At 67.2% G+C, this 26,042-nt stretch carries 9 protein-coding genes; 6 read left to right on the top strand and 3 right to left on the bottom strand.

Annotated elements, in window-relative coordinates; translation table 11 throughout:
• The first annotated feature begins 408 nt into the window (after nucleotides 1-408).
• Entirely contained in the window at nucleotides 409-1,053 is a 645-nt protein-coding gene (gene lapG / locus VV867_RS10305) for a cysteine protease LapG (RefSeq protein WP_244161006.1), read from the top strand.
• Between the two features lie 10 nt (nucleotides 1,054-1,063).
• Complete coding sequence (gene lapD, locus VV867_RS10300) at nucleotides 1,064-3,016, top strand: cyclic di-GMP receptor LapD (protein ID WP_328566296.1); 1,953 nt, start codon at nucleotides 1,064-1,066, stop codon at nucleotides 3,014-3,016.
• A gap of 538 nt (nucleotides 3,017-3,554) precedes the next feature.
• Here lapD and VV867_RS10295 read toward each other — a convergent pair.
• The gene (locus tag VV867_RS10295) at nucleotides 3,555-3,887 is read right to left on the bottom strand and encodes a tryptophan synthase subunit beta (RefSeq protein WP_109932240.1); all 333 of its coding nucleotides are present in this window, start codon (nucleotides 3,885-3,887) and stop codon (nucleotides 3,555-3,557) included.
• 62 nt (nucleotides 3,888-3,949) lie between these two features.
• Nucleotides 3,950-19,237 carry a retention module-containing protein gene (locus VV867_RS10290; protein ID WP_328566295.1) on the bottom strand — a complete coding sequence of 5,096 codons (15,288 nt, stop codon included), beginning with the start codon at nucleotides 19,235-19,237 and terminating at the stop codon, nucleotides 3,950-3,952.
• A gap of 347 nt (nucleotides 19,238-19,584) precedes the next feature.
• Here VV867_RS10290 and VV867_RS10285 point away from each other — a divergent pair, with 347 nt between their 5' ends.
• Genes VV867_RS10285 through VV867_RS10275 form a run of 3 tightly spaced genes read left to right on the top strand, consistent with a single transcriptional unit; the run spans nucleotide 19,585 to nucleotide 24,485 of the window.
• Entirely contained in the window at nucleotides 19,585-20,934 is a 1,350-nt protein-coding gene (locus tag VV867_RS10285; RefSeq protein ID WP_109932552.1) for a TolC family outer membrane protein, read from the top strand.
• A 34-nt stretch (nucleotides 20,935-20,968) separates the two neighbouring features.
• Entirely contained in the window at nucleotides 20,969-23,125 is a 2,157-nt protein-coding gene (locus tag VV867_RS10280) for a type I secretion system permease/ATPase (RefSeq protein ID WP_328566294.1), read from the top strand.
• Nucleotides 23,115-24,485, top strand: coding sequence for an HlyD family type I secretion periplasmic adaptor subunit (locus VV867_RS10275; RefSeq protein ID WP_089394292.1), 1,371 nt, complete (start codon nucleotides 23,115-23,117; stop codon nucleotides 24,483-24,485). The genes VV867_RS10280 and VV867_RS10275 overlap by 11 nt, the downstream gene beginning before the upstream one ends.
• Before the next feature lie 360 nt (nucleotides 24,486-24,845).
• Here the strand turns inward: VV867_RS10275 and VV867_RS10270 are convergent, their stop codons facing one another.
• Complete coding sequence (locus VV867_RS10270; RefSeq protein ID WP_109933935.1) at nucleotides 24,846-25,313, bottom strand: YbaK/EbsC family protein; 468 nt, start codon at nucleotides 25,311-25,313, stop codon at nucleotides 24,846-24,848.
• Nucleotides 25,314-25,598: 285 nt separating this feature from the next.
• Between VV867_RS10270 and VV867_RS10265 the strand changes: the two genes are divergently transcribed.
• Nucleotides 25,599-26,024, top strand: a complete 426-nt coding sequence (locus VV867_RS10265; RefSeq protein WP_275630332.1) for a YciI family protein — start codon at nucleotides 25,599-25,601, stop codon at nucleotides 26,022-26,024.
• The last annotated feature ends 18 nt before the right edge of the window (nucleotides 26,025-26,042 follow it).

The following is a 26,042-nucleotide window of genomic DNA, read 5'->3' as shown; positions in this document are numbered from 1 at the left end:
ATTTGTTACATCAATTCCTTAAGGAAGTTTCTGAGGTATATGCATTAGATGAATGAGTGCTTGCGGAAGTATTTCATGACCGAATGGTCATGTTGCTCCGCGGCCTCTAGGACGGGCTTTCCTGTCGGGCGGACAGGGCTTTGGAAGTTGCCTCGGCCTGACTGTTTTCATTTGGCGACAAGTATTGTCCGGGCTGTTACAGGTGCGGCTCGAACAGGCTCTTCAGGCATTGGCGCGAACGCTCCGGGGAACGGATGATTTCATATTGCCATTGCCTTTTCCCGCGCCAGCCCGCACCATGCGGCGCCGGCCCCCATGGGGCGCCGGATGGTCCGCTGGCAGGAAGTGACGATGTTGTCGAACGGGCGAATGGGGGGCTTGCGGCGGCGCTTGCCGTGGCTGGCCGCCATGGTCGTGAGCGGTACCTTCGCATGGCTCCCGGGGTGGCTTGCGGCGGATTGGGACTTCACCCTGATCGCCCGCCGCGCCGAGGCGCTGTATGGCCCCCTGGGGCCCGGCCGGGCACGCATCGAGGCCTGGCAGCGCATGCTGGCCGACGAGGCGGGGGCCGACGAGCAACAGCAACTGCGGGCGGTCAACGACTTCTTCAACCGCCAGTTGCGCTTCACCGACGACCTCGGCCTGTGGCACCAGGTGGACTACTGGGCCACGCCGGTGGAGGCCCTGTCCAAGGGGGCCGGCGATTGCGAGGACTTCGCCATCGCCAAGTACGTGAGCCTGCGCCACCTCGGCGTGCCGGCGCAGAAATTGCGCATCACCTACGTCAAGGCGCTGCGCCTGAACCAGGCGCACATGGTGCTGACCTACTACCCGCGGCCGCAAGCGGTGCCGCTGGTGCTGGACAATCTGATCGGCAGCATCCTGCCGGCCTCGCAGCGCGACGACCTGCAGCCGGTGTACGCCTTCAACGGCGAGGGGCTGTGGCTGGCCAACGCCGGCGCGGACAAGCAGGTGGGCGACAGCAAGCGGCTGTCGCGCTGGCAGGACCTGTTGCGGAAAATGGAGGCCGAGGGGTTCCCCTCGCGCGAGTAGCGGAGTCGAGATGTCCCTGTTCAAACAACTCCTGGTCGCCATCTGCCTGTTCCTGGTGGTGGCCTTCGGCGGCAGCTTCATGGTGGGCCTGGAAAGCTCCCGCGAGCAGTACGTCAACCAGCTGCGCTCCCACGCCCAGGACGCCGCCACGGCGCTGGGGCTGTCGCTCACCCCGCACATCGACGACCCGGCGATGGTCGAGCTGATGGTCAGCTCGATCTTCGACAGCGGCTACTTCGAGCGCATCCGCGTGGTCGACCTGGCCACCGGCAAGGTGATGGTGGAGCGCCAGGGCGTGCCGGACGCCGTGGCCTCGGGCGCGCCGCAGTGGTTCGTTGCGCTGATCGGCCTGCCCGCGGCCGGCGGCGACGCCGTGGTCAGCCGCGGCTGGACCCAGGCGGCGCGGGTGGAGGTGGTGAGCCACCCGATGTTCGCCATCGCCAAGCTCTGGCAGAGCGCCCTGGGCAGCCTCGGCTGGCTGCTGCTGTGCGGGGTGGCCAGCGCGCTGCTCGGCGCCTGGCTGCTGCGCCGCCAGTTGCGCCCGCTGGACTACATGGTGGCGCAGTCCCATGCCATCGCCCGCCGCGAATTCCTCAGCCTGCCGGAACTGCCGCGCACCCCGGAGCTGCGCCGCGTGGTGCAGGCGATGAACCAGATGGTGGAGAAGCTCAAGGCGCTGTTCCAGGAGCAGGCCGAGCGCAGCGAGCGGCTGCGCGACGAGGCCTACCAGGACAGCCTGACCGGGCTGGGCAACCGGCGCTTCTTCGACCTGCAGCTGCAGGCGCGGCTGAGCGCCGAGGACCAGGTCAGCAGCGGCTACCTGCTGTTGCTGCGGGTGCTCGACCTAGCCGGGCTCAACCAGCGCCTGGGCGGCCAGCGTACCGACGCCCTGCTCAAGGCGGTGGCCGAGCAACTGCAGCGTGCCAGCCAGGGCCTGGGCGCCGGGCGTACCCTGGCGCGTACCCGCGGCGGCGAGTTTGCCCTGCTGGCCCCGGGGCTGCTGGAAGAGGAGGCCGAGCAACTGGCCACGCGCCTGGAGGGCATGCTCGCCAGCCTGGCCAGCACTGGCGCCAGCGACCAGCCGCGGGTCGCGGCCATCGGCCTGGTGCCGTTCCACCCCGGCGAGGCGCCGGCGAGCCTGATGCAGGGCGTCGACCAGGCCCTGGCCCAGGCCGAGCGCCAGCAGCACTGCGCCTGGGCGCGGCTGGACGGCGAGCCGACGCCGCTGGCCGATGCGCGCCACAGCTGGCACCAACTGCTGGAGCGGGCGCTGCGCGATAAGCGCTTCGAGCTGTACTTCCAGCCGGTGGTGGCTTGCGAGGACGCTGAGCTGGTGCTGCACCACAAGGTGCTCTCGCGCCTGCCAGACGGGCAGGGCGGCAGCCTGGCGGCGGGGCGTTTCCTGCCCTGGCTGGAGCGCTTCGGCTGGTCGGCGCAGCTGGACCTGCTGATGCTCGACCTGACCCTGGCGCACCTGGCCGGCCACGACCAGGTGCTGGCGCTGAACCTCTCGGGCGCGCTGCTGCGCGACGAACGCGCCCTGGCCCGGGCCTTCGAACGCCTGCGCCAGCACCCGCAATACGGCGGCCGCCTGGTGCTGGAGCTGGAAGAAGACCAACTGCCCGACCAGGCCGCCCTGGAGGCGCTGACCCGGCGCCTGCGCGAGCTGGGCTACGGCCTGGCGCTACAGCACTTCGGCGGCCGCTTCAGCATGATCGGCAACCTGGCGCGCCTGGGCCTGGCCTACCTGAAGATCGACGGCAGCCACATCCGCGCCATCGACGTGGAGAACGACAAGCGCCTGTTCATCGAAGCCATGCAGCATGCGGCGCACAGCATCGACCTGCCGCTGATCGCCGAGCGCGTCGAGACCGAGGCGGAGTTCCGCGTGCTGCGGGGGATGGGCATCCAGGGCGTGCAGGGGCAGCTGTTCGGCGCGCCGAGGCCGTGGGGGAAGGGGTGAGCCCGGTGTTATGGCCGGCGGCGGATAACCGCGAACGGTTATGCGCCCTCCGCGTACGTGCCTCCTGCAAGGGCACGGCGTATCGGCACCCGTAGGGCGCATAACGCCTACGGCGTTATCCGCCATTATCCGGGCTCCGGTGTTACGGCCAACGGCGGATAACCGCGAACGGTTATTCGCCCTACGCGTACGTGTTTCCCGGCAACCTGTAGGAGCGGATCTTATCCGCGATTTCGCCGGCAAGGCCGGCGCCCAGGCCATCCTATGACATAGGCGTTGGGCTCAAGAGCGCCCTCACCCCAACCCTCTCCCGCAAGCGGGAGAGGGGGCTGTCCTCTGCGAGAGGAAAGGCCGGCGTCATCCTCACACCTCCGTCATTCCCGCGACCCTCCGGCGCGATGCGGAACCACGAGGCTCCCGGGTTCCCCGTAGGGCGCATAACGCCTGCGGCGTTATCCGCCAAATCGCGGACAAGGTCCGCTCCTACGGTTCCAGGACACATCGTCGTAGGAGCGGACTCCGTCCGCGATTTTGCGCGTCAGATCAACCCGCCATCCTCGTCCTCGTCGATCAGCCGGTGCAGGCCGCCCAGCGCCTCGCGTGCCTGGGTGCGGCTGAGCAGCTTGGAGCGCGCCGCCTCGGGCAGGTCGGTGATGCGGATGACGCCCTTGGCCATCAGCACCGAGATCAGGTCCTCCAGCACCCGGATCATCTCCAGGTCGCTCTGCTGCAGCTGGTGCAGGCTGGATTCGGCCTCGCGCCAGGCGCGCACTTCCTCGTCGCCGTCGGCCAGGCTGCCGCTCATGCCGGCGAAGGCGGCGCTTTCGACGCGTATCAGCCGGCCTTCGGCGTCACGCTGGATGTAAGGCATCGCCTCGTCTCCATCAGGGGGTGGGGTACGCGGCGGCGCCGGAGGGGCGCCGCCGCGCGGGCTCAGTGGTGCTCGGTCTTCACCAGCGGGTCGGCGCCGGCCACCAGCGACTTGACGATGTCCGCCGAGGTCGCCCCGTAGGTCTTGAGGTCGACGCCGGTGAGCTTGATGGTCACGTCGGTCGAGCTGTTCACCTGGCCGGTGGTGCTGATCTGCAGGGTCGAGGTCGCGGTGTCCACCTTCAGGTAGCTGAGGATGTCGTTGTGCGCGGCATCCGGCAGCAGGTCCACCAGGTCGATGCGGTCGCCATCGCCGGGCTTGAAGTCGGTGATGGTGTCGTTACCGGTATCGCCGGCACGCCAGAGGAAGGTGTCGGCACCTGTGCCGCCGGTCAGGGTGTCGTTGCCCTTGCCGCCGATCAGCAGGTCGTTGCCGCTACCACCGTCGAGGGTGTCGTTGCCCAGGCCGCCGTACAGGGTGTCGTTGCCACTGCCACCATTGAGGGTGCTGTTGCCCGCACCACCGTAGAGGATGTCGTGGCCGTCGCCGCCGTTGAGGGTGTCGGTGCTGCCGTAGCCGTGCATCAGGTCGTTGCCGGTGGTGCCGGAGAACGAGTTGGTGGTGGTCGAGGCGACGGTGATGCTCAGCGTCTGCGTGGCGCTGGCCGTGCTGCCGTCGGACTCGGTGGCGATGGCGGTGACGCCCAGGGTCAGGGTGCCGTTGTAGCCGCTGGCCGGCAGCAGCTGCAGGTCGTGCAGTTGCGCCTCGGTGAAGCTCCAGCTGCCGTCGGCGTTGTGGGTGCCGCTGGTGAAGGTGGCGTCGTTGGGGACGCCGGTGATCTTCACCGAGAGGCTTTCCGAGCCGTCGGTGTCGCTCAGGGCGGCGTTGATGCCGACGTCGATCGGCGCGCCGTAGGTCTTGCCGCCCAGGGTGAAGGTCGGTGCACCCAGGCTCAGGCTGGAGTCCTTGTCGGCGTCGCCGCCGTTGAGCACCAGCCAGTCGAAGTGGTAGTCGCCGCTGCTGGTGGCGGTGTAGGTCTGTACGCCACTGCCGTTGACGCTGGCGCCGCGCTGCTCGGAGGAGGTCACCTGGATCAGTTGGCGGACACCGTCGGGGCCTGTGACCACCAGCGCGACTATGTCGTTGAAGCCGTTGCTGATCTCGCTGCTGGAGTTTTCACCGTTGGTGAAGGTCCAGGCGAAGCTGACCTGGGTGCCGGCCTTGAGCGAGTAGTCCGAGCTGGTCAGCGAGCCGTCGATGACGTTGACGTTGCCCGTATGGGTGAGGGCGCCGCTGGGCGGGTTCATGCCGTCCAGGGCCCCGGAGCTCAGGCCGGTCTCGGTCTCCAGGTTGGCCTGGCTGATCGCCTGGGTGGTGCTGATGCTGGTGGCGCCGGGGTTGAGGGCGAAGATGCTGCCGCTGTTGAGCAGCGGCACGTCGGCCACCGGCGTGACGCTGACCGCCACAGTCGAGCTGGCGGTGCCACCGTGCCCATCGCTGATGGTGTAGCTGATGGTGTCGCTGCCGCTGAAGTTGGCCTTGGGCGTGTAGGTCAGGGTGCCGTCGCTGTTCAGCGTCACGCTGCCATTGGTGGCGGAGGCGCTGGTGACGCTCAGGGTGTCGCCGTCGACGTCGCTGTCGTTGGCCAGCACGTTGAGGGTGACGGGCTTGTCTTCCTGGGTCGATGCGCTGTCGGCCTTGGCCACCGGCGCATCGTTCACCGCGTTGATGCCGACGGTCACGGTGGCGGTGGAAGTGCCGCCGTGGCCGTCGCTGACGGTGTAGGTGAAGCTGCCGGTGCCGTTGACGTCCTTGGCCGGGGTGAAGACGACGTTGCCGTTCTCCAGCTTCACCGTGCCGTTGACCGCGCCCTGCACGCTGAGGATGGACAGGCTGTCGCCGTCGACGTCGCTGTCGTTGCCCAGCAGGGTCTTGGCGGCGATGGTCAGGGCGGTGTCCTCGTTGGTCACCAGTTCGGCCAGCGGGTGGCTCAGGCTGCTGCCGCCGAGCACGCTGTAGCTGCCGCCAGCGGGGGCCAGCTCGACCTTCAGCTGGGCGTTGCCGCCCTGGTCCCAGTAGAGGATCTCGATCTGGTGGTTGCCGCCCTGGGCGATGGTGAAGCTGTCCGACACGCGGGCCGTCGGGCTCTGGTTGGCGTCGTACTTGAACACCTCCACGCCGTCGATGCGGATGCTGAAGCCGTCGTCCGCCGTCACCCTGAACGTGTAGTTACCGGCGGCGAGGTTGACCAGCCCGGTGAGCTGGACGATGGCGTCGGAGGTATTGGCCGGGTCGGTGCTGAGCGAGGTGGCGTCGCTGCCGAGGAACTTCTGCAGCTGCTGGTCGCCGCCCAGGTCGCTGCTCACGCCGTTGCCGTAGTTGAGCGCCGTGGCGGTGAAGGTGGCGCTGGGGGCGGTCTTGGCGATGAAGGCGCTGATCATGCTCAGGCTGGTCAGGTTGCTGCCGTCGGTGCCTTCGCGGTAGCCCCAGTAGTTGCCCTGCAGGCCGCCGACCAGGTAGTTGTCGTTGACCGCCACGGGGTCGTCGTTGACCGGGGTGACGTTGACGGTGAGCTTGTTCGGCGTGCTGTCGAAGGCGCCGTTGCTGTCCTTCACCGAGAAGGTGAAGCTGGCGTAGTTGTCGCCGTTGGCGTTGGCCGCCGGGGTATATGCCAGCTTGCCCAGGTCGGCCGCGGCTATCACCTGGCCGGCGCTGACCGCCACGCCGTTGAGGGTCAGCTTGCCGGCGCCGGGCAGGCTGTCGATGCGCACGGCGCTGAGGGCGTCGTTGTGGTCGACATCCTGGAAGCCGAAGTCGGCGGCGCTGAAGCTGCGGCTGCTGTCCTCGTCCAGGGTGATGGTGGCGTCGGTGCCGGTGGGCGCGTCGTTGGCGCCGGTCACGGTGATGGTCACTGTGGCCGGGGCGCTGGTGGCGCCTTCGGTGTCCTTGGCGGTGTAGGTGAAACTGACCTGGCGGCTTTCGCTCGGGGCGAGGCTGTCGAAGTCGCTGCCCGGGTTGAACACGTAGGTGCCGTCGGCGTTGAAGGTCAGGTGGCCGTTGCCGGCGCCGGGCCCGCTGACCAGGGTGTAGCCGTTGGGGTTGACCGTGCTGTCGACGTCGCTGGCGGCCGGTACATGGTCGCTGAGCACGCTGTTTTCGCCGGTGGTCTTGCTGTCGTTGGCGGCGACCGGGGCGTCGTTCACCGGGGTGACGGTGAGGGTGACGGTGGACTCGGTGGTGCCGTTGTGGCCGTCGCTGACTACGACGGTGAAGCTGTCCGGGCCGTTGTAGTTCGCGCTCGGCGTGTAGGTGTACTGGCCGGTGCTCGGGTCGAGCACCAGGGTGCCGTGCTTCGGTTCTCCACCTGATTTCAGGGTATAGGTGAGGGCGTCGCCATCGACATCGCTGGCCACGACCTGGCCGGAGACCGGGGTGTCCTCGGCGGTGGTCTGGCTGTCATCGCTGGTTACCGGGACATCGTTCACCGAGGTGACGGTGAGGGTGACGGTAGATTCGGTGGTGCCGTTGTGACCGTCATCGACCACTACGGTGAAGCTATCCGGACCGTGGTAGTTCAGGTTCGGCGTATAGGTGTAGCTGCCGGTCGCGGTATCCAGCACCAGGGTGCCGTGAGCCGGCTCACCACCGGATTTCAGGGTGTAGGTAAGGGCATCACCATCGACATCACTGGCCACGACCTGGCCGGAGACCGGAGTGTCTTCAGCGGTGGTCTTGCTGTCATCGCTGGTCGTCGGGGCGTCGTTCACCGAGGTGACGGTGAGGGTGACGGTGGACTCGGTGGTGCCGTTGTGACCGTCATCGATCACTACGGTGAAGCTATCCGGACCGTGGTAGTTCAGGTTCGGCGTATAGGTGTAGCTGCCGGTCGCGGTATCCAGCACCAGGGTGCCGTGAGCCGGCTCACCACCGGATTTCAGGGTGTAGGTAAGGGCATCACCATCGACATCACTGGCCACGACCTGGCCGGAGACCGGAGTGTCTTCAGCGGTGGTCTTGCTGTCATCGCTGGTCACCGGATCATCGTTCACTGAGGTGACGGTGAGGGTGACGGTAGATTCGGTGGTGCCGTTGTGGCCGTCATCGATCACCACGGTAAAGCTATCCGGACCGTGGTAGTTCGAGTCCGGCGTATAGGTGTAGCTGCCGGTCGCGGTATCCAGCACCAGGGTGCCGTGGGCCGGCTCACCGCCCGACTTCAGGGTGTAGGTGAGGCTATCGCCATCGACATCGCTAGCCACGACCTGCCCGGAAACCGGGGTGTCCTCGGCGGTGGTCTTGCTGTCATCGCTGGTCGTCGGGACGTCGTTCACCGAGGTAATGGTGAGGGTGACGGTGGATTCGGTGGTGCCGTTATGGCCGTCATCGATCACCACGGTGAAGCTATCCGGACCGTGGTAGTTCGCGTTCGGCGTATAGGTGTAGCTGCCGGTCGCAGGATCCAGCACCAGGGTGCCGTGTGCCGGTTCACCGCCCGACTTCAGGGTGTAGGTGAGGGCGTCACCGTCGACGTCGGTAGCCACGACCTGCCCGGAGACCGGGGTGTCTTCGGCGGTGGTCTTGCTGTCGTCGCTGGTCACCGGGACATCGTTCACCGAGGTGACGGTGATGTTGACGACGGATTCGGTGGTGCCGTTGTGGCCATCGTCGACCACGACGATGAAGCTGTCGTCGCCGTGGTAGTTCGCGTTCGGCGTATAGGTGTAGTTGCCTGTCGCAGGATCCAGGACCAGGGTGCCGTGTGCCGGCTCACCGCCCGACTTCAGGGTGTAGGTGAGAGTGTCGCCATCGACGTCGCTGGCCACGACCTGGCCGGAAACCGGGGTGTCCTCGGCGGTGGTCTTGCTGTCGTCGCTGGTCGTCGGGGCGTCGTTCACCGAGGTGACGGTGATGCTGACGGTGGATTCGGTGGTGCCGTTGTGGCCATCGTCGACCACGACGATGAAGCTGTCGTCGCCGTGGTAGTTCGCGTTCGGCGTATAGGTGTAGTTGCCTGTCGCAGGATCCAGGACCAGGGTGCCGTGTGCCGGCTCACCGCCGGATTTGACGGTGTAACTCAGGATGTCTCCGTCGACATCGCTAGCCACGACCTGCCCGGAGACCGGAGTGTCTTCAGCGGTGGTTTTGTTGTCATCGCTGGTCACCGGGACATCGTTCACCGAGGTAATGGTGAGGGTGACGGTGGACTCGGTGGTGCCGTTGTGGCCGTCGTCGATCACCACGGTGAAGCTGTCGTCGCCGTGGTAGTTCGCGTTCGGCGTGTAGGTGTAGCTGCCGGTCGCAGGATCCAGCACCAGGGTGCCGTGGGCTGGCTCGCCGCCGGATTTGACGGTGTAACTCAGGATGTCTCCATCGACATCGCTGGCCACAACCTGCCCGGAAACCGGGGTGTCCTCGGCGGTGGTCTTGCTGTCATCGCTGGTCACCGGATCATCGTTCACTGAGGTGACGGTGAGGGTGACAGTGGATTCGGTGGTGCCGTTATGGCCGTCGTCGATCACCACGGTGAAGCTGTCGTCGCCGTGGTAGTTCGCATTCGGCGTATAGGTGTACTGGCCGGTGCTTGGGTCGAGTACCAGGGTGCCGTGTGCCGGCTCACCGCCCGATTTCAGGGTGTAGGTAAGGGCATCACCGTCGACATCACTGGCGACGACCTGGCCGGAGACCGGGGTGTCCTCGGCGGTGGTCTGGCTGTCATCGCTGGTCACCGGGACGTCGTTCACCGAGGTAATGGTGAGGGTGACAGTGGACTCGGTGGTGCCGTTATGGCCGTCATCGACCACCACGGTGAAGCTATCCGGACCGTGGTAGTTCAGATTCGGCGTATAGGTGTAGCTGCCGGTCGCAGGATCCAGCACCAGGGTGCCGTGGGCCGGCTCACCGCCCGACTTCAGGGTGTAGGTGAGGCTATCGCCATCGACATCGGTGGCCACGACCTGGCCGGAAACCGGAGTGTCCTCGGCGGTGGTCTTGCTGTCATCGCTGGTCACCGGGACATCGTTCACCGAGGTGACGGTGAGGGTGACGGTGGATTCGGTGGTGCCGTTATGGCCGTCGTCGATCACTACGGTGAAGCTATCCGGACCGTGATAGTTCAGGTTCGGGGTATAGGTGTAGCTGCCGGTCGCGGTATCCAGCACCAGGGTGCCGTGTGCCGGCTCACCGCCCGACTTCAGGGTGTAGGTGAGGGTATCGCCATCGACGTCGCTGGCCACGACCTGACCGGAAACTGGGGTGTCCTCGGCGGTGGTCTTGCTGTCATCGCTGGTCGTCGGGTTGTCGTTCACCGAGGTGACGGTGATGTTGACGACGGATTCGGTGGTGCCGTTGTGGCCATCGTCGACCACGACGATGAAGCTGTCGTCGCCGTGGTAGTTCGCGTTCGGCGTATAGGTGTAGTTGCCTGTCGCAGGATCCAGGACCAGGGTGCCGTGTGCCGGCTCACCGCCCGACTTCAGGGTGTAGGTGAGAGTGTCGCCATCGACGTCGCTGGCCACGACCTGACCGGAAACCGGCGTGTCCTCCAGCGTGGTCTTGCTGCCGTTATCGGCCAGCGGCACGTCGTTCACCGAGTTCACGGTGATGTCCAGCGTCGAGCTGGAGCCGGTGTTGGTGGTGTAGGTGATCTGCGGTACGGCGCCGTGGTAGTTGGCGTCCGGGGTGAAGCTGTAGCTGCCGTCGGCGTTGATGACGAGGCTGCCGACGCCGACGATGGTGGTGCTGGTGCCGGCGGCGATGCTGCCGCTGAAGCCGGCGACGCTGTAGCTGCTCACGCTCAGGATGTCGTCGATGTCGACGTCGTTGGTCAGCACGTTGCCGCTCACGCTGCCGCTGTCCTCGTCCAGGCTCGCGTAGTTCGGCGCCAGTACCGAGGGATCGTCCACCGGGGTGACGTCCAGGGTGAAGGTGTGCGGAGTGCTGTCGAAGGCGCCGGCGCTGTCCTGCACGCTGAAGCCGAAGCTGGCGTAGGGTGCGCCATTGCCGTTGGCGTCGGGGGTGAACAGCAGCTTGCCGAGGTCGGCGGCGGCGATCACCTGGCCCTGGACGACGGCGACGCCGTCGAAGGTCAGGCTGCCGGCGCCCGGCAGGCTGTCGATGCGCACAGCCTGCAGGTGCTGGCCGGCATCGGCGTCGTTGAAACCGAAGTCGGCGGCACTGAAGCTGCGGCTGCTGTCCTCGGCGATGCTGTCGGTGCGGTCGGCGCCCTGCGGCGGGGTGTTGCCGCCCACCTGCACGGTCAGGCTGCCACTGGCGCTGCCGCCATGGCTGTCGCTGATCTCATAGTGGATCACCACGTTGCCGCTGACGTTGTCGCCGGGCACGAAGTTCAGGGTGCCGTCGGCGTTGATGCTGATGCTGCCCTGGCTGGGGTCGGCTAGCACCGCCTTGCTGACGCTGAGCGTGTCGCCGTCGACGTCGGTGTCGTTGCCGAGCACGTCGATGCTCGGCAACGCCACGTTGATCGGGGTCTGCGCCTGGTCTGCGTTGGCCACCGGTGCGTCGTTGGTGCCGGTAATGGTCAGAGTGAGGGTGCTGCTGCCGGTGGCGCCGTATTCATCGGTCACCGTGTAGCCGATCTGCAGCACCTTCACCTGGTTCGCGGCCAGGCTGTCGTAGGCCGGGTCCTTGGCGTCGAACACCCAGCTGCCGTCGCTGCGCAGGGTGAAGCCGGCCGGCGCGGTGCCGTCGACGGAGTAGCTCAGCTGGGCGCCATGGTCGACGTCGCTGGCCTGCAGCTGGCCGGTGATCTCGCTGACCGGCTTGAGCTGGTTCACCAGCGCCTGGTTGTTCGCACCGTTGCTGGTGAGGGTCCAGCCGGTGCCGCCTTGCACCGCCTGGCCGACCGTGCCGACGACGCTGGCTTGCGGCGGCAGGTTGCTCAGCACCAGGGTGGAGTCGACGGAGCTGTCGCCGCTGTCCGCCACGCCGATCACCAGGGTATAGGTGCCCGGCTGGTCGAAGGTATGGCTGAAGGCCTGCGGGCCCGAAGTGCCGTAGTCGCCCACCGCGGCGACGCTGCTCAGCAGGGTGACGACCTGGCCGTTGACCTGCACGAAGGCGAAGTCGTTGAAGGGCGCGTAGTCCTGGGTGCTGAACGTCCAGTTGAAACCGATGGTCTCGCCCGGCTGCGTGGTGGTGATGGTCAGGGTCAGCGCCGAGCCGTCGGTGGCATTGGCGACGGCGCCCGGCTGCAGGCTGCCGCCTTCCACGGCGCTGGCGCTGGCGGCCTGGGCCACCGGCGCGTCGTTGCTGCCGACGATGTTGACGGTGACGCTGGACGGCGTGCCGTCCGCGCTCTGGACGCTGAAGGTGTCGGTGAGTGTCTCGCCCTGCTTGAGCTCGTTGTAGGCCGAGTCGGCGGTGTAGCTCCAGGTGCCGTCGGCAGCCAGGCTGAAGTGGCCGTACTGGCCGGCGACGTTGGTCTGCTCGACGAAGGTGGCCGGGCTGTCGACGTCGGTGACGGTCAGTTGGCCGCCGGTGCTGACCGGGGTGTCGGTCTCGTTGACGTTGACCTGGGCGCCGGTGATGACGGCGGCGTCGTTGGTGCCGTCGATGGTTACGCTGACGCTGGAGGTGGTGCCGTCGGCGCTCGTCACGGTGAAGGTGTCAGTCAGCGACTGGCCGACGTTCAGCTGGTTGTAGGCCGAATCGGCGGTGTAGCTCCAGGTGCCGTCGGCAGCCAGGCTGAAGTGGCCGTACTGGCCGGCGACGTTGGTCTGCTCGACGAAGGTGGCCGGGCTGTCGACGTCGGTGACGGTCAGTTGGCCGCCGGTGCTGACCGGGGTGTCGGTCTCGTTGACGTTGACCTGGGCGCCGGTGATGACGGCGGCGTCGTTGGTGCCCTGGATGGTCACGGTGACGCTGGAGGTAGTGCCGTCGGCGCTCGTCACGGTGAAGGTGTCGGTCAGGGACTGGCTGGCGCTGAGTTCGTTATAGGCCGAATCGGCGGTGTAGCTCCAGGTACCGTCGGCGGTCAGGGTGAAGTGGCCGTACTGGCCGGCGACGTTGGTTTGCTCGACGAAAGTGGCCGGGCTGTCGACGTCGGTGATGCTCAGTTGGCCGCCGGTGCTGACCGGGGTGTCGGTCTCGTTGACGCTGACCTGGGCGCCGGTGATGACGGCGGCGTCGTTGGTGCCTGTGACAGTGATGGTGATGGTTTGCGGGGGGCTCAGCGCACCGCTGTCATCCTTGGCCTGGTAGGTGAAGGTGACATCGCGGCTGACGTTGGCCGGCAGGCTGTCGAAGTCCTGGCCCGGATCGAAGCGGTAGCTGCCATCGGCGTTGAAGGTGAGGGTGCCGTTGCCGGTGCCGACGTCGCTGGTCAGCTGGTAACTGGCGATGATGCCATCGACATCGCTGGCAGCCGGTACCTGGCCGTTGAGGACGGTGTTTTCTTCGGTGGTGGCGGCACCGGCCTGGGCCACTGGCGCGTCGTTGGTACCGGTGACGGTAATGGTGATGGTCTGCGCAGCACTTAGCGCGCCGCTGTCGTCCTTGGCCTGGTAGGTGAAGGTGACGTCGCGGCTGACACCGGCCGGCAGGCTGTCGAAATCCTGGCCCGGATCGAAGGTATAGCTGCCATTGGGGTTGAAGGTCAGCGTGCCGTTGCCGGTGCCGACATCGGTAGTCAGTTGGTAGCTGGCGATGGTGCCGTCGACATCGCTCGCGGCCGGGACCTGCCCGTTGAGGATGGTGTTCTCTTCAGTCGTAGCGCTGCCAGCCTGGGCGACCGGTGCGTCGTTGGTACCGGTAATGGTCAGAGTCAGGGTGCTGGAGCTGGTGGCGCCCTGATCGTCGGTGACGATTACTGGGATGCTGATGACCTGGGTTTCGTCATTGGCCAGGTGCTGGTAGGCCGGGTCCTTGCCATCGAAGGTCCAGCTGCCGTCGGATTGCAGGGTGAAGCCTGCGGGCGCATTGCCGTCGATGCTGAAGGTCAGGACCGCGCCGTCATCGGCGTCGGTGGCCGTCAGTTGGCCGGTGCTCACCTGGTCTTCGTCGACCGCTGCGCTGGCGGCTTGGGCGACAGGGGCGTCGTTGGTGCCGGTGACGGTGATGGTCAGGGTGCTGCCACTGGTAGCGCCCTGGTCATCGGTGACGACCACCGGAATGCTGATGACCTGGGTTTTTCCCTCAGCCAGGTGCTGGTAGGCGGGATTGCTGGCGTCGAAGGTCCATTTGCCGTCCTGATCCAGGGTGAAGCCGGCGGGAAGCGGGCTGTCCGAGCCGAATTGCAGTTGGGCTCCTTGGTCGGCATCGGTGGCCTGCAACTGGCCGTTGATCTGGCTGTCCTCGTTGACCACTGCAGTGGCCGCCTGAGCTACCGGCGCATCGTTGGTGCCGGTGACGGTAATGGTGATGGTCTGCGGGGCACTCAGTGCGCCGCTGTCGTCCTTGGCCTGGTAGGTGAAGGTGACGTCGCGGCTGACACCGGCAGGCAGGCTGTCGAAGTCGTGGCCCGGATCGAAGGTATAGCCACCATTGGAGTTGAAGGTCAGTGTGCCGTTGCCGGTGCCGACATCGGTAGTCAGCTGGTAGCTGGCAATGGTGCCGTCGACATCGCTGGCGGCCGGGACTTGGCCATTGAGGATGGTGTTCTCTTCGGTCGCGGCGCTGCCAGCCTGAGCCACCGGCGCGTCGTTGGTGCCAGTGACGGTAATAGTCAGAGTGCTGGTGTTGGTGGCGCCCTGGTCGTCAGTGACGATCACCGGAATGCTGATGACCTGCGTCTCGCCATCCGCCAGATGCTGGTAGGCCGAGTCCTTGCCGTCGAAGGTCCAGCTGCCATCGGCCTTCAGGATGAAACCGGCGGGCGCATTGCCGTCGATGCTGAAGGTCAGGACCGCGCCGTCATCGGCGTCTGTGGCCACCAACTGGCCGGTGCTTACCTGGTCTTCGTCGGCCGCCGCGCTGGCAGCCTGAGCGACGGGGATGTCATTGGTGCCGGTGACGGTAATGGTCAGGGTGCTGCCGCTGGTAGCGCCTTGGTCATCGGTGACGACCACCGGGATGCTGATGACCTGCGTCTGACCGGCAGCCAGGTGCTGGTAGACGGCATTGCTGGCGTCGAAGCTCCACTTGCCGTCCTGATCCAGCGTGAAGCCAGCGGGCAAGGGGCTGTCCGAACTGAACTGCAGTTGGGCTCCTTGGTCGGCATCGGTGGCCTGCAACTGGCCATTGATCTGGCTGTCTTCGTTGACCGCGGCAGTGGTGGCCTGGGCCACCGGCGCATCGTTGGTGCCGGTCACGGTGATGGTGATGGTCTGCGGATCGCTCAGCGCGCCGCTGTCATCCTTGGCCTGGTAGGTGAAGCTGACATCGCGACTGACGCCGGCCGGCAGGCTGTCGAAGTCGTGGCCCGGATCGAAGGTATAGCCGCCATTGGGGTTGAAGGTCAGCGTGCCGTTGCCATTGCCGACACCACTGGCCAACTGGTAGCCGGCAATGGTGCCGTCGACATCGCTGGCCGCCGGGACCTGGCCATTGAGAACGGTGTTCTCTTCGGTCGTAGCGCTGCCGGCCTGGGCGACCGGTGCGTCATTGGTCCCGGTGACGGTAATGGTCAGGATGCTGGAGCTGGTAGCTCCATGCTCATCGGTGACGATGACCGGGATGTTGATTACTTGCGTCTCACCATCCGCCAGATGTTGATAGGCCGGGTCCTTGCCATCGAAAGTCCAGCTGCCATCGCTTTTCAGGGTGAGGCCGGCGGGCGCATTGCCGTCGATGCTGAAGCTCAGGACGGCGCCATCATCGGCGTCAGTGGCTACCAATTGGCCGGTGCTCACCTGGTCTTCGTCGGCTGCTGCGCTGGCAGCTTGGGCGACGGGGACATCGTTGGTTCCGGTGACGGTGATGGTCAGGGTGCTGCTACTGGTAGCCCCCTGGTCATCGGTGACGACCACCGGGATGCTGATGACCTGGGTTTGTCCCGCAGCCAGGTGCTGATAGGCGGCATCGCTGGCGTCGAAGCTCCACTTGCCATCCTGGCCCAGGGTGAAGCCGGCGGGTAGGGGGCTGTCCGAGCCGAATTGCAGTTGGGTGCCCTGGTCGGCATCAGTGGCCTGCAATTGGCCATTGATCTGGCTGTCTTCGTTGACCGCGGCAGTGGCGGCCTGAGCTACCGGCACGTCGTTGGTGCCGGTCACCGTGATGGTCAGCGTGCTGCTACTGGTAGCGCCCTGATCATCGGTGACGATCACCGGAACGCTGATCACCTGGGTTTCACCAGCGGCCAGGTGTTGGTAGGCCGCATCCTTGCCGTCGAAGCTCCAGCTGCCGTTGGGCTGTAGGGTGAAGCCGGCGGGGGCATTGCCATCGATGCTGAAGCTCAGGACGGCGCCGTCGTCGGCATCGGTGGCCACCAGTTGACCGGTGCTCACCTGGTCTTCATCAACGGCAGCGCTGGCGGCCTGGGCAACGGGGATGTCGTTGGTGCCGGTGACGGTAATAGTCAGGGTGCTGCCGCTGGTAGCCCCCTGGTCATCGGTGACGACGACCGGGATGCTGATGGTTTGAATCTCGCCTTCAGCCAGATGCTGGTAGGCAGGATTGCTGGCGTCGAAGCTCCATTTGCCGTCCTGCCCCAGCGTGAAGCCGGCGGGCAGCGGGCTGTCCGAGCCGAACTGCAACTGGGCGCCCTGGTCGGCATCGGTGGCCTGCAACTGGCCGTTGATCTGGCTGTCCTCGTCGACCGCCGCAGTGGCAGCCTGGGCCACCGGTGCGTCATTGGTGCCGGTCACCGTGATGGTGATGGTCCGCGGATCGCTCAGCGCGCCACTGTCATCCTTGGCCTGGTAGGTGAAGGTAACGTCACGGCTGGCACCAGCCGGCAGGTTGTCGAAGTCCTGGCCCGGATCGAAGCGGTAGCTGCCGTCGCTGTTGAAGGTCAGCGAACCGTTGCCATTCCCTACATCGCTGGTCAACTGGTAGCCGACGATGCCGCCGTCGACGTCAGTGGCCGCCGGAACCTGGCCATTCAGAACGCCGTTCTCGCCGGTAGTCGCACTGCCAGCCTGAGCGACCGGTGCGTCGTTGGTACCGGTGACCGTGATGGTCAGCGTGCTGCTACTGGTAGCGCCCTGATCATCGGTGACGATCACCGGAACGCTGATCACCTGGGTTTCGCCAGCGGCCAGGTGTTGGTAGGCCGCATCCTTGCCATCGAAGCTCCAGCTGCCGTTGGGCTGTAGGGTGAAGCCGGCGGGCGCATTGCCATCGATGCCATAGGTCAGGACGGCGCCATCGTCGGCATCGGTGGCCACCAGTTGACCGGTGCTCACCTGGTCCTCGTCGGCCGCCGCAGTGGCGGCCTGGGCCACAGGCGCATCGTTGGTACCGGTGACGGTAATGGTCAGGGTGCTGCTGGTGCTGGCGCCCTGGTCATCGACAACGAAGTAGGGGACGTTGATGACCTGCGTCTGTCCTGCAGCCAGATGCTGGTAGGCGGCATTGCCGGCATCGAAGCTCCACTTGCCATCCTGGCCCAGGGTGAAGCCGGCGGGCAGGGGGCTGTCCGAGCCGAACTGCAACTGGGCGCCCTGGTCGGCATCGCTGGCCTGCAACTGGCCGCCGATCTGGCTGTCTTCATCGACCGCCGCAGTGGCGGCCTGGGCTACCGGCGCATCGTTGCTGCCGGTAATGGTGATGGTGATGGTCTGCGGATCGCTCAGCGCGCCGTTGTCGTCCTTGGCCTGGTAGGTGAAGGTGACGTCACGGCTGGTACCGGCTGGCAGGCTGTCGAAGTCCTGGCCCGGATCGAAGCGGTAGCTGCCGTCGCTGTTGAAGGTCAGCGTGCCGTTGCCATTCCCTACACCACTGGTCAGCTGGTAGCCGGCGATGCTGCCGTCGACGTCAGTGGCCGGCGGAACCTGGCCATTCAGGACGCCGTTCTCGCCGGTAGTCGCAGTGCCGGCCTGGGCCACGGGCGCATCGTTGGTACCGGTGACGGTAATGGTCAGGGTGCTGGTGCTGCTGGCGCCCTGGTCGTCGGTTACCACCACCGGGATGCTGATCACCTGGGTCTGGCCTTCGCCCAGGTGCTGGTAGGCCGGGTCCTTGCCGTCGAAGCTCCAGCTGCCGTCGGGCTGCAGGGTGAAGCCGGCGGGGGCCTTGCCGTCGACGGCGAAGGTCAGGCTGCTGCCGGTGTCGGGGTCGCTGGCGGCAATCTGGCCGGTGAGCTGCCCGTCCTCGGTTGCCTGGGCCTGGGCGTTGGTGGCCCGGGGCGTGTCGTTGGCGCCCTGGATGTCGATGTCGATCACCCGGGTGTCGCTGGCCCCGGACGGATCGCGCACGGTGACGGTGAAGCTGTCCTGCGGGTGCTGGCCGGCGGGCAGGGCATTCACCGCGGCGGCGTCGACCACGTAGACGTAGCTGCCGTCGGGGTTGACCGTGAGCTGGCCGAAGGCGCCCTTGGCGCTGCCGCTCCAGGTCAGTTGGTCGCCGTCGACGTCGCTGGCCTGCAGCTGGCCCTTGATGTCGGCGAAGCTGTCGTTGGCCGAGGTGTCGACGAGGGTTGCGCCGTAGCTGCCGCTGGCCACCGGGGCGTCGTTGACCGCGCTCACGCCGATGTCGACGGTCAGGCTGCTGGACGCGCCGCGGTTGTCGGTGACCGTCACCACGAAGCTGTCGGCGCCGTTGTAGTCGGGGTTGGGCAGGTACTGCCAGGTGCCGTCGGCGTTGACGATCAGGCTGCCGTTGGCCGGGCCCCGGGCGAGGGAGTAGGTGAGGCTGTCGCCGTTCGGGTCGCGGGCCTGGAAGGCGCCCTGCAGCAGGGTATCTTCGGCGGTGCTCAGTTGCAGGCCGGCGAGGGCGTTGCCCTGGTCGTCGACGAAGCTGGGCGCGAGGTTCGGCGCCTGCTCCTGCTGGCGTTCGCCGTCGCCCTGGCCGGCAGCGCCCGGGCCGCTGGTGGTGTAGCCGATGCTCGGGTCGACGTGGCCGCCGGTTTCCTCCAGCAGCACGAAGCTGTGGCCGCCGCCGGCCGGGCCGCTGCCACCGGCGCTGGCGCTCGGGCCGGCCGCGGTGGGGGCGAGGGTCTGGGTCGGGTCGGCGCCGGCGGCGATGGCCTTCTGCAGCTCCTCGGTGCTGCCCGCTGCGGCAGCCGGGGACGGCGCCTGGGGTGCCAGTTCGTTGGCGCTGAGCTGGCTGTCGCGGCCCAGGTCGAGCACGCGGCCGTCGGGCAGCTTCAGGGCCACCGCACCGGCGTCGCCGGTCTGCACCAGGTCGCCCAGGAAGATCCGGTCGCCCTCGACCAGCACCCTGCGCTGCCCCTCGGCGGATACCGCCAGCACTTGCCCGATGACGCTTTTCACCACTGCGACGACGCTGCTCATTGCACTTCTCCCCTGAGGCGGATGCTGGCGTGCCGGCCGGGTCGCGGCCCTGATGGCGGCGCCAGGTGGCATTCCCTTGTCGGCTGAAGCTGGAAAACTGACGTCAACTAATTGGCTTAATATGTTTTCGCGATTAGGTTTATGCCAATCTATTGACCATTTCCGAGGCATCCTAAACAATTGGCAAAACGATGTCACTGTGATGTCAAAGAGCCTCGCGAAAAAATTTTCCACGGGGTTCCGGGCGCCAATGACCTCCTCACGTGCAGCGCATTCGCCGGTCCTCCGATGCCACCCCTGGGTACACGAATCGCTGTCCATATCCCTGCGATAAGGATGTTCAAACCATGCGTTTGCGTTTCGTGCCCCTGTTGCCCCTCGCGCTGGCCTGCGCGGCCCCTGCCCATGCCACCACCCTGAACGAAGCCATGCAGCGCGCCATGGACGTGCACCCGGAGATCCAGGCCGGGGTGAACAGCCGCCTGGCCGCCGACCAGCAGCTGCGTGCCGCCCAGGGCGGCTACCTGCCTTCGGTCGACCTCACCGCCGGCTATGGCCGCGAGGGCGCCGACAACCCCACCACCCGTGGCGAGGGCGACCACTGGCGGACCATGAACCGCGGCGAGTCGGCGCTGAGCCTGCGGCAGATGGTGTTCGACGGCTTCGCCACCTCCAGCGAGGTGGGCCGCCAGAAGGCCACGGTGAACTCCCGCGCCTACGCGCTGCTGGGCACCGCCGAGCGCACCGCGCTGGAAGTCGCCCAGGTCTATACCGACGTGCTGCGCCGCCAGGAGATGGTCCGCCTGGCCGAGGAGAACCTGAAGAGCCACCAGCGCATCTACGACCAGATCAGCCTGCGCAGCGCCCGCGGCGTCGGCCGCCTGGCCGACCAGGACCAGGCCGAGGCGCGCCTGGCCCAGGCGCGCAACAACCTGCTCACCGAGCAGACCAACCTGGCCGATGCGCGCACCAACTACCTGAGCGTGGTCGGCGCCGAGCCGCTGGAGCTGAGCGAGCCGGCCGGCCTGCCGGGCCTGTTGCCGCAGGACCTGCAGGACGCGCGCCGGCAGTTGCTGGAGAACAGCCCCATCCTGCGTTCGGCCGAGTCCGACGTGGCCGCCGCCGAGAAACAGTACGAGGCGGCCAAGGCGCCGTTCTACCCGCGCTTCGACGCCGAGCTGTCGCGCAACGCCGACAACAACCTCTCCGGCGACCCGGGCCACAACAACGATTGGCAGGCCATGCTGCGCATGCGCTACAACCTGTTCGCCGGCGGCAGCAACAAGGCCGAGCTGCAGTCCAAGTCGTACCAGGCCAACCAGGCCCTGGACATCCGCAACAACGCCCTGCGCCAGCTCAACGAAGAGCTCGGCCTGGCCTGGAACGCCCTGGCCAACGCCCGCGACCAATTGCCCATCGCCCGCCAGTACGTGGACTACAGCACCCGCGTGCGCGAGGCCTACCAGAAGCAGTTCAGCATCGGCGAACGCACCCTGCTGGACCTGCTGGACAGCGAGAACGAACTGTTCAACGCCTCGCGCCGCCTGGTCGACCTGCGCTACACCGAGCTGTTCACCCAGTACCGGGTGAAGGCCACCCTGGGCGAGTTGCTCAAGAGCCAGGGCGTGGTCGCGCCCCTGGCCAGCGTGGCCAGCGAAGACGTCAAACCCCAGGTGCAGCTGCCCGGCCTCAACTGAGCCGGCCCCGCACCCAACCCCGGAGTAGAGCCGCGTGGATCAGGAAACCAGCCGAGTCCCCTTGAGTCGTGATCCGCGCGTCCTGCTGGACGACCCCCTGCTGGACAGCCTGCTGAGCCTGTGCGCGCTGCACCGCAAGCCGGCCAGCCGGGCCATGCTCACCAGCGGCCTGCCGCTGCCCGGGCAGCGCCTGTCCGCCGAGCTGCTGCCGCGCGCGGCGGCCCGCGCCGGGTTGCAGGGGCGCCTGCTGCGGCGGCCGCTGGAGCAGATCCCGGCCATCGCGCTGCCGGCCATGCTGCTGCTGCGCGAAGGCCGCTGCGCCGTGCTGCTGGGCTGGGAGGCCGGCGGCGAGGCGCGCCTGCTGCTCAGCGAGAGCGACGGCGGCGAGGTGCGCGTGGCCCGCGAGCTGCTGGCCGAGGACTACGCCGGCCAGGCCTTCTTCGCCCAGCCGCAGCACCAGTACGACCTGCAGCACGGCGAGATGATCCCCCGGGCGCGGCGCTGGTTCCGCGACACCCTCATGCGTTCGCGCTGGCTGTACGTCGATGCGGTGGCGGCGAGCCTGCTGATCAACCTCATCGCCCTGGCCGCGCCGCTGTTCGTGATGAACGTCTACGACCGCGTGGTGCCCAACCAGGCCGCCGCCACCCTCTGGGTGCTGGCCATCGGCATCAGCGGCGCCTACCTGTTCGACCTGCTGCTCAAGACCCTGCGCGGCCTGTGCCTGGACCTGGCCGGCAAGAAGACCGACCTGATCATCAGCGCGACCCTCTTCGAGCGCATCGTCGGCATGGACCTGAAGCAGCGCCCGGCGCGGGTCGGCAGCTTCGCCCAGAACATCCACGAGTTCCAGACGCTGCGCGACTTCCTCGCCTCGCTGACGCTGACCAGCCTGATCGACCTGCCGTTCACCCTGCTGATCCTGCTGGTGATCGGCATCATCGGCGGGCCCCTGGTGTTCGTCCCGCTGCTGGCCTTCCCGCTGGCCGCCGGCATCGGCTGGCTGCTGCAGAAGCCGCTGGTGGAGACCATGAACCGCACCATGGCCCTGGCCGCCGAGCGCCAGTCGAGCCTGATCGAGACCCTCGCCGGGCTCGACGCGGTCAAGGTCAACAACGCCGAGAGCGAGCGCCAGTACCTCTGGGAGCAGACCATCGGCACCCTCGGCCGCCTGGAGCTGCGGGTCAAGCTGCTGTCCAGCCTGGCGATGAACCTGACGCTGCTGATCCAGGCCCTGGCCGGGGTGGTGATGATCATCGGCGGCGTCTACCTGATCATCGCCGGCGACCTCAGCATGGGCGGCCTGATCGCCTGCTACATGCTCAACGGCCGCGCCCTCGGTCCGCTGACCCAGCTCTCCGGGCTGATCCAGCGCTACCAGCAGGCGCGCCTGACCATGCACAGCACCGACCAGATGATGGCCCTGGAGCAGGAGCGCAACAGCAGCGAGCGCCCGCTGAGCCGCCAGCAGCTGCAGGGCGGCATCGAGCTGCGCCAGCTGAGCTTCGCCTACCCCAACCAGCAGGTCGAGGCGCTGCACGACATCAACCTGGCGATCCGCCCCGGCGAGAAGGTCGGCATCATCGGCCGCAGCGGCTCGGGCAAGAGCTCCCTGGCCAAGCTGATCGTCGGCCTGCACCGCGCCGACAGCGGCAGCCTCCTGGTGGACGGCGTCGACACCCGGCAGCTGGACGTCAGCGACCTGCGCCACAACATCGGCTACCTGCCCCAGGACATCAACCTGTTCAGCGGCAGCCTGCGCGACAACCTGGTGGCCGGTGCGCGCTACGTCGACGACGAGACGGTGCTGCGCGCCGCCGAACTGGCCGGCGTGCACGAGTTCGCCCGGCTGCACCCGCAGGGCTACGAACTGCAGGTGGGCGAGCGCGGGCTGAACCTCTCCGGCGGCCAGCGGCAGAACGTCGCCCTGGCCCGCGCAATGCTGCTGGACCCGCCGATCCTGCTGCTCGACGAGCCCACCAGCTCCATGGACAACGCCGGCGAGGAACGCCTGAAGCAGCGCCTGCAGCCGCTCATCGCCGGCAAGACGCTGCTGCTGGTCACCCACCGCGCCTCCATGCTCAGCCTGGTGGAGCGCCTGGTGATCGTCGACCGCGGGCGGATCATCGCCGACGGCCCCAAGGACGTGGTACTGGACGCATTGAAGAAGGGGCAGATCAGTGTCGCTTAATCCGTTCGGCCTCTTCGGCCAGTCCATCCGCGGCTACTTCCGCGGCAGCGAGGACCTTTCCGGGCAGCCGTTGCCGGAAGTCAGCAAGGCCCTGGTGGAAGACGCCCCGCGGGTGGTGCGCCTGACCATCTGGACGCTGGTCGGCTTCGCCCTGTTCCTCGGCCTGTGGGCGCACTTCGCCGAGATAGACGAGGTGACCCGCGGCGAAGGCAAGGCGATTCCCTCGTCCAAGGTGCAGAAGATCCAGAACCTGGAGGGCGGCATCGTCTCGCAGATATTCGTCCACGAGGGCCAGGTGGTGCAGGCCGGCGAGTCGCTGATGCGCCTGGACCCGACGCGTTTCGAATCCAACGTCGGCGAGACCGAGGCCGACCGCCTGGCCATGTTCCTGCGCGTGGAGCGCCTGTCCGCCGAGGTGGAGGACCGCGAGCTGCGCATCCCCGACGATGTCCGCGCCAAGGTCCCGGGCCAGGCCGGCAGCGAGGAGGCGCTGTTCCACAGCCGCCAGCAGCAGCTCAAGGACGAGGTCGCCGGCCTGGAGCAGCAGCTGGTACAGAAGCAGCAGGAGCTGCGCGAGTTCGTCTCCAAGCAGGCGCAGTACCGCAACAGCCTGGAGCTGCTGCGCCAGGAAATCGCCATGTCCGCGCCGCTGGTGGGGCAGGGCGCCATGTCCCAGGTGGAGCTGCTGCGCCTCAAGCGCGCCGAGGTGGAGAACCGCGGCCAGCTGGACGCCACCAGCCTGGCCATTCCCCGCGCCGAGGCGGCGATCAAGGAAGTCGAGCGCAAGGTCGCCGAGACCCGCTCGCGCTTCCGCAGCGACGCGCTCAAGGAACTCAACGAGGCGCGCACCGACCTGAGCAAGGCCGAGGCCACCGGCAAGGCCCTGGAGGACAGGGTCAACCGCACCCTGGTCACCTCGCCGGTGCGCGGCATCGTCAAGCAGCTGCTGGTCAACACCATCGGCGGGGTGATCCAGCCGGGCAGCGACCTGGTGGAAATCGTCCCGCTGGACGACACCCTGCTGGTGGAGGCGCGCATCCGCCCGCAGGACATCGCCTTCCTGCACCCCGGGCAGAAGGCCATGGTCAAGTTCACCGCCTACGACTACACCATCTACGGCGGGCTGCCGGCGGAGCTGGAGCAGATAGGCGCCGACACCGTCACCGACGAGGACGGCAACAGCTTCTACCTGATCAAGCTGCGTACCCGCAAAAGCCACCTGGGCAGCGACGAGAAACCGCTGCTGATCATCCCCGGCATGATCGCCAGCGTGGACATCATGACCGGCAAGAAGAGCATCCTCAGCTACCTGCTCAAGCCCATCCTGCGGGCGCGGGCGGAGGCTTTGCGGGAGCGTTGAGGCGTACCGCCGGGGTGTCCGGCGCGGCCGATGCCAATCGCGGACGGAGTCCGCTCCGACCGTGCTTCCCGGAACCGTAGGAGCAACTGTCTTCTGGGCTCCGTCGTTCGCGGGAGTGACTGGATCGAAATTCGCGTCTCCCATCTTGCCCCATTGTAGGAGCGGGCCCTGCCCGCGAATCGCGCGCAGGGCGCGCTCCTACAGGTGGGACAGCGGTGGCGGCGTAGGACTCTATCCGCGATCGGCGGATAACCCCTTCGGGGTCATTCGCCCTACGGGTGCCATCGATGGAATTTGCCGGCGGTTATGGTGTATCGGGTGCTCTTCGAATTCCTCCCGCCCCTTCAATCCCGCATGCCCTCAGGCCGGTTCCTGGCAGACGTCCACCCAGTCGGCCTCGACCAGGCTGGCCAGGCGTTCCGGGGCGATGCGCACGGCGCTGTGCAGGGCGCCGGCCGCCGGCAGCACCTCGTCGAAGGCGCGTAGCGACACGTCGCAGTACACCGGCAGCGGGCTGGCCAGGCCGAAGGGGCAGACGCCGCCCACCGGGTGGCCGGTCAGTTCCACCACTTCCTCGGCGCCGAGCATCTTCGCCTTGCCGCCCAGGGCTTCCTTGAGCTTGCGGTTGTCCAGGCGGGCGTCGCCGCGGGCGACCACCAGCACGGTGCGCTCGCCCACGCGCAGGGATAGCGTCTTGGCGATGCGCCCCGGTTCCACGCCGTGGGCCTCGGCGGCCAGGGCAACGGTGGCGGTGCTGGTGTCCAGCTCGATGATGGCGATGTCGGGGGCCTTCTCGGCGAAGAAGGCGCGGACCGATTCCAGGCTCATGCAGGGGCTCCTTGCTCGGGGATTTCTCGGGAACGGGCCAATCTAGGGCCTGGGGCGGCGGGCGTCCAGCCTGGCGAGCGGCGATCCCGTGGCGCCGGCCACCGGGCGCATTCGTCGCGCCGGCTTGTACCCTCGCGCTCCCTGTCTATCGTTCTTCCTGCCATTGCCGCCCCGACGGTGCCGACGAACGGTCGGCGCCGCTGTCGATTGCGCCACCCGCGCATCGACTAACCGGCAGAGCGGGGCAGCGGGCCCACTCGACTTCACGAGAAGAGGAGAACCACCATGCGCTTCATGGCGATAGTCAAGGCCACCGCCGACTCCGAGGCCGGCGTCATGCCCTCCGAAGAGCTGCTGGCGGCCATGGGCAAGTTCAACGAGGAACTGGTGGCCGCCGGGGTGATGCTCGCCGGCGAGGGCCTGCAGCCCAGCGCCAAGGGTGCCCGGGTGCGCTTCGACGGTGCCTCGCGCACGGTCATCGACGGCCCCTTCGCCGAGACCCGCGAGCTGATCGCCGGCTTCTGGCTGCTGCAGTGCGACTCGCTGCAGGAATGCGTCGACTGGATCAAGCGCAGCCCCAATCCCTTCGACGGCCCGTCGGAGATCGAGATTCGCCAGGTCTTCGAGGCCGAGGACTTCGGCGCCGAATTCACCGAGGAACTTCGCGAGCAGGAAGAACGCCTGCGCGCCCGGATCGCCGGCAAATCCTGAGCCGGCAGGAGACTCCAG

Source organism: Pseudomonas sp. JH-2 (genome assembly GCF_036231725.1).
Taxonomy (GTDB): domain Bacteria; phylum Pseudomonadota; class Gammaproteobacteria; order Pseudomonadales; family Pseudomonadaceae; genus Pseudomonas; species Pseudomonas delhiensis.
The sequence above is the reverse complement of the archived record's forward strand: the minus strand, read 5'-3'. Positions and strand labels throughout refer to the sequence as shown.

What these genes read in the sequence shown, in the direction of transcription:
- VV867_RS10285 (WP_109932552.1), top strand. Translation starts at nt 19,585, where the DNA reads ATGCGTTTGCGTTTCGTGCCCCTGTTGCCCCTCGCGCTGGCCTGCGCG.
- VV867_RS10295 (WP_109932240.1), bottom strand. Translation starts at nt 3,887, where the DNA reads ATGCCTTACATCCAGCGTGACGCCGAAGGCCGGCTGATACGCGTCGAA.
- VV867_RS10270 (WP_109933935.1), bottom strand. Translation starts at nt 25,313, where the DNA reads ATGAGCCTGGAATCGGTCCGCGCCTTCTTCGCCGAGAAGGCCCCCGAC.
- VV867_RS10290 (WP_328566295.1), bottom strand. Translation starts at nt 19,237, where the DNA reads ATGAGCAGCGTCGTCGCAGTGGTGAAAAGCGTCATCGGGCAAGTGCTG.
- lapD (WP_328566296.1), top strand. Translation starts at nt 1,064, where the DNA reads ATGTCCCTGTTCAAACAACTCCTGGTCGCCATCTGCCTGTTCCTGGTG.
- lapG (WP_244161006.1), top strand. Translation starts at nt 409, where the DNA reads ATGGTCGTGAGCGGTACCTTCGCATGGCTCCCGGGGTGGCTTGCGGCG.
- VV867_RS10265 (WP_275630332.1), top strand. Translation starts at nt 25,599, where the DNA reads ATGCGCTTCATGGCGATAGTCAAGGCCACCGCCGACTCCGAGGCCGGC.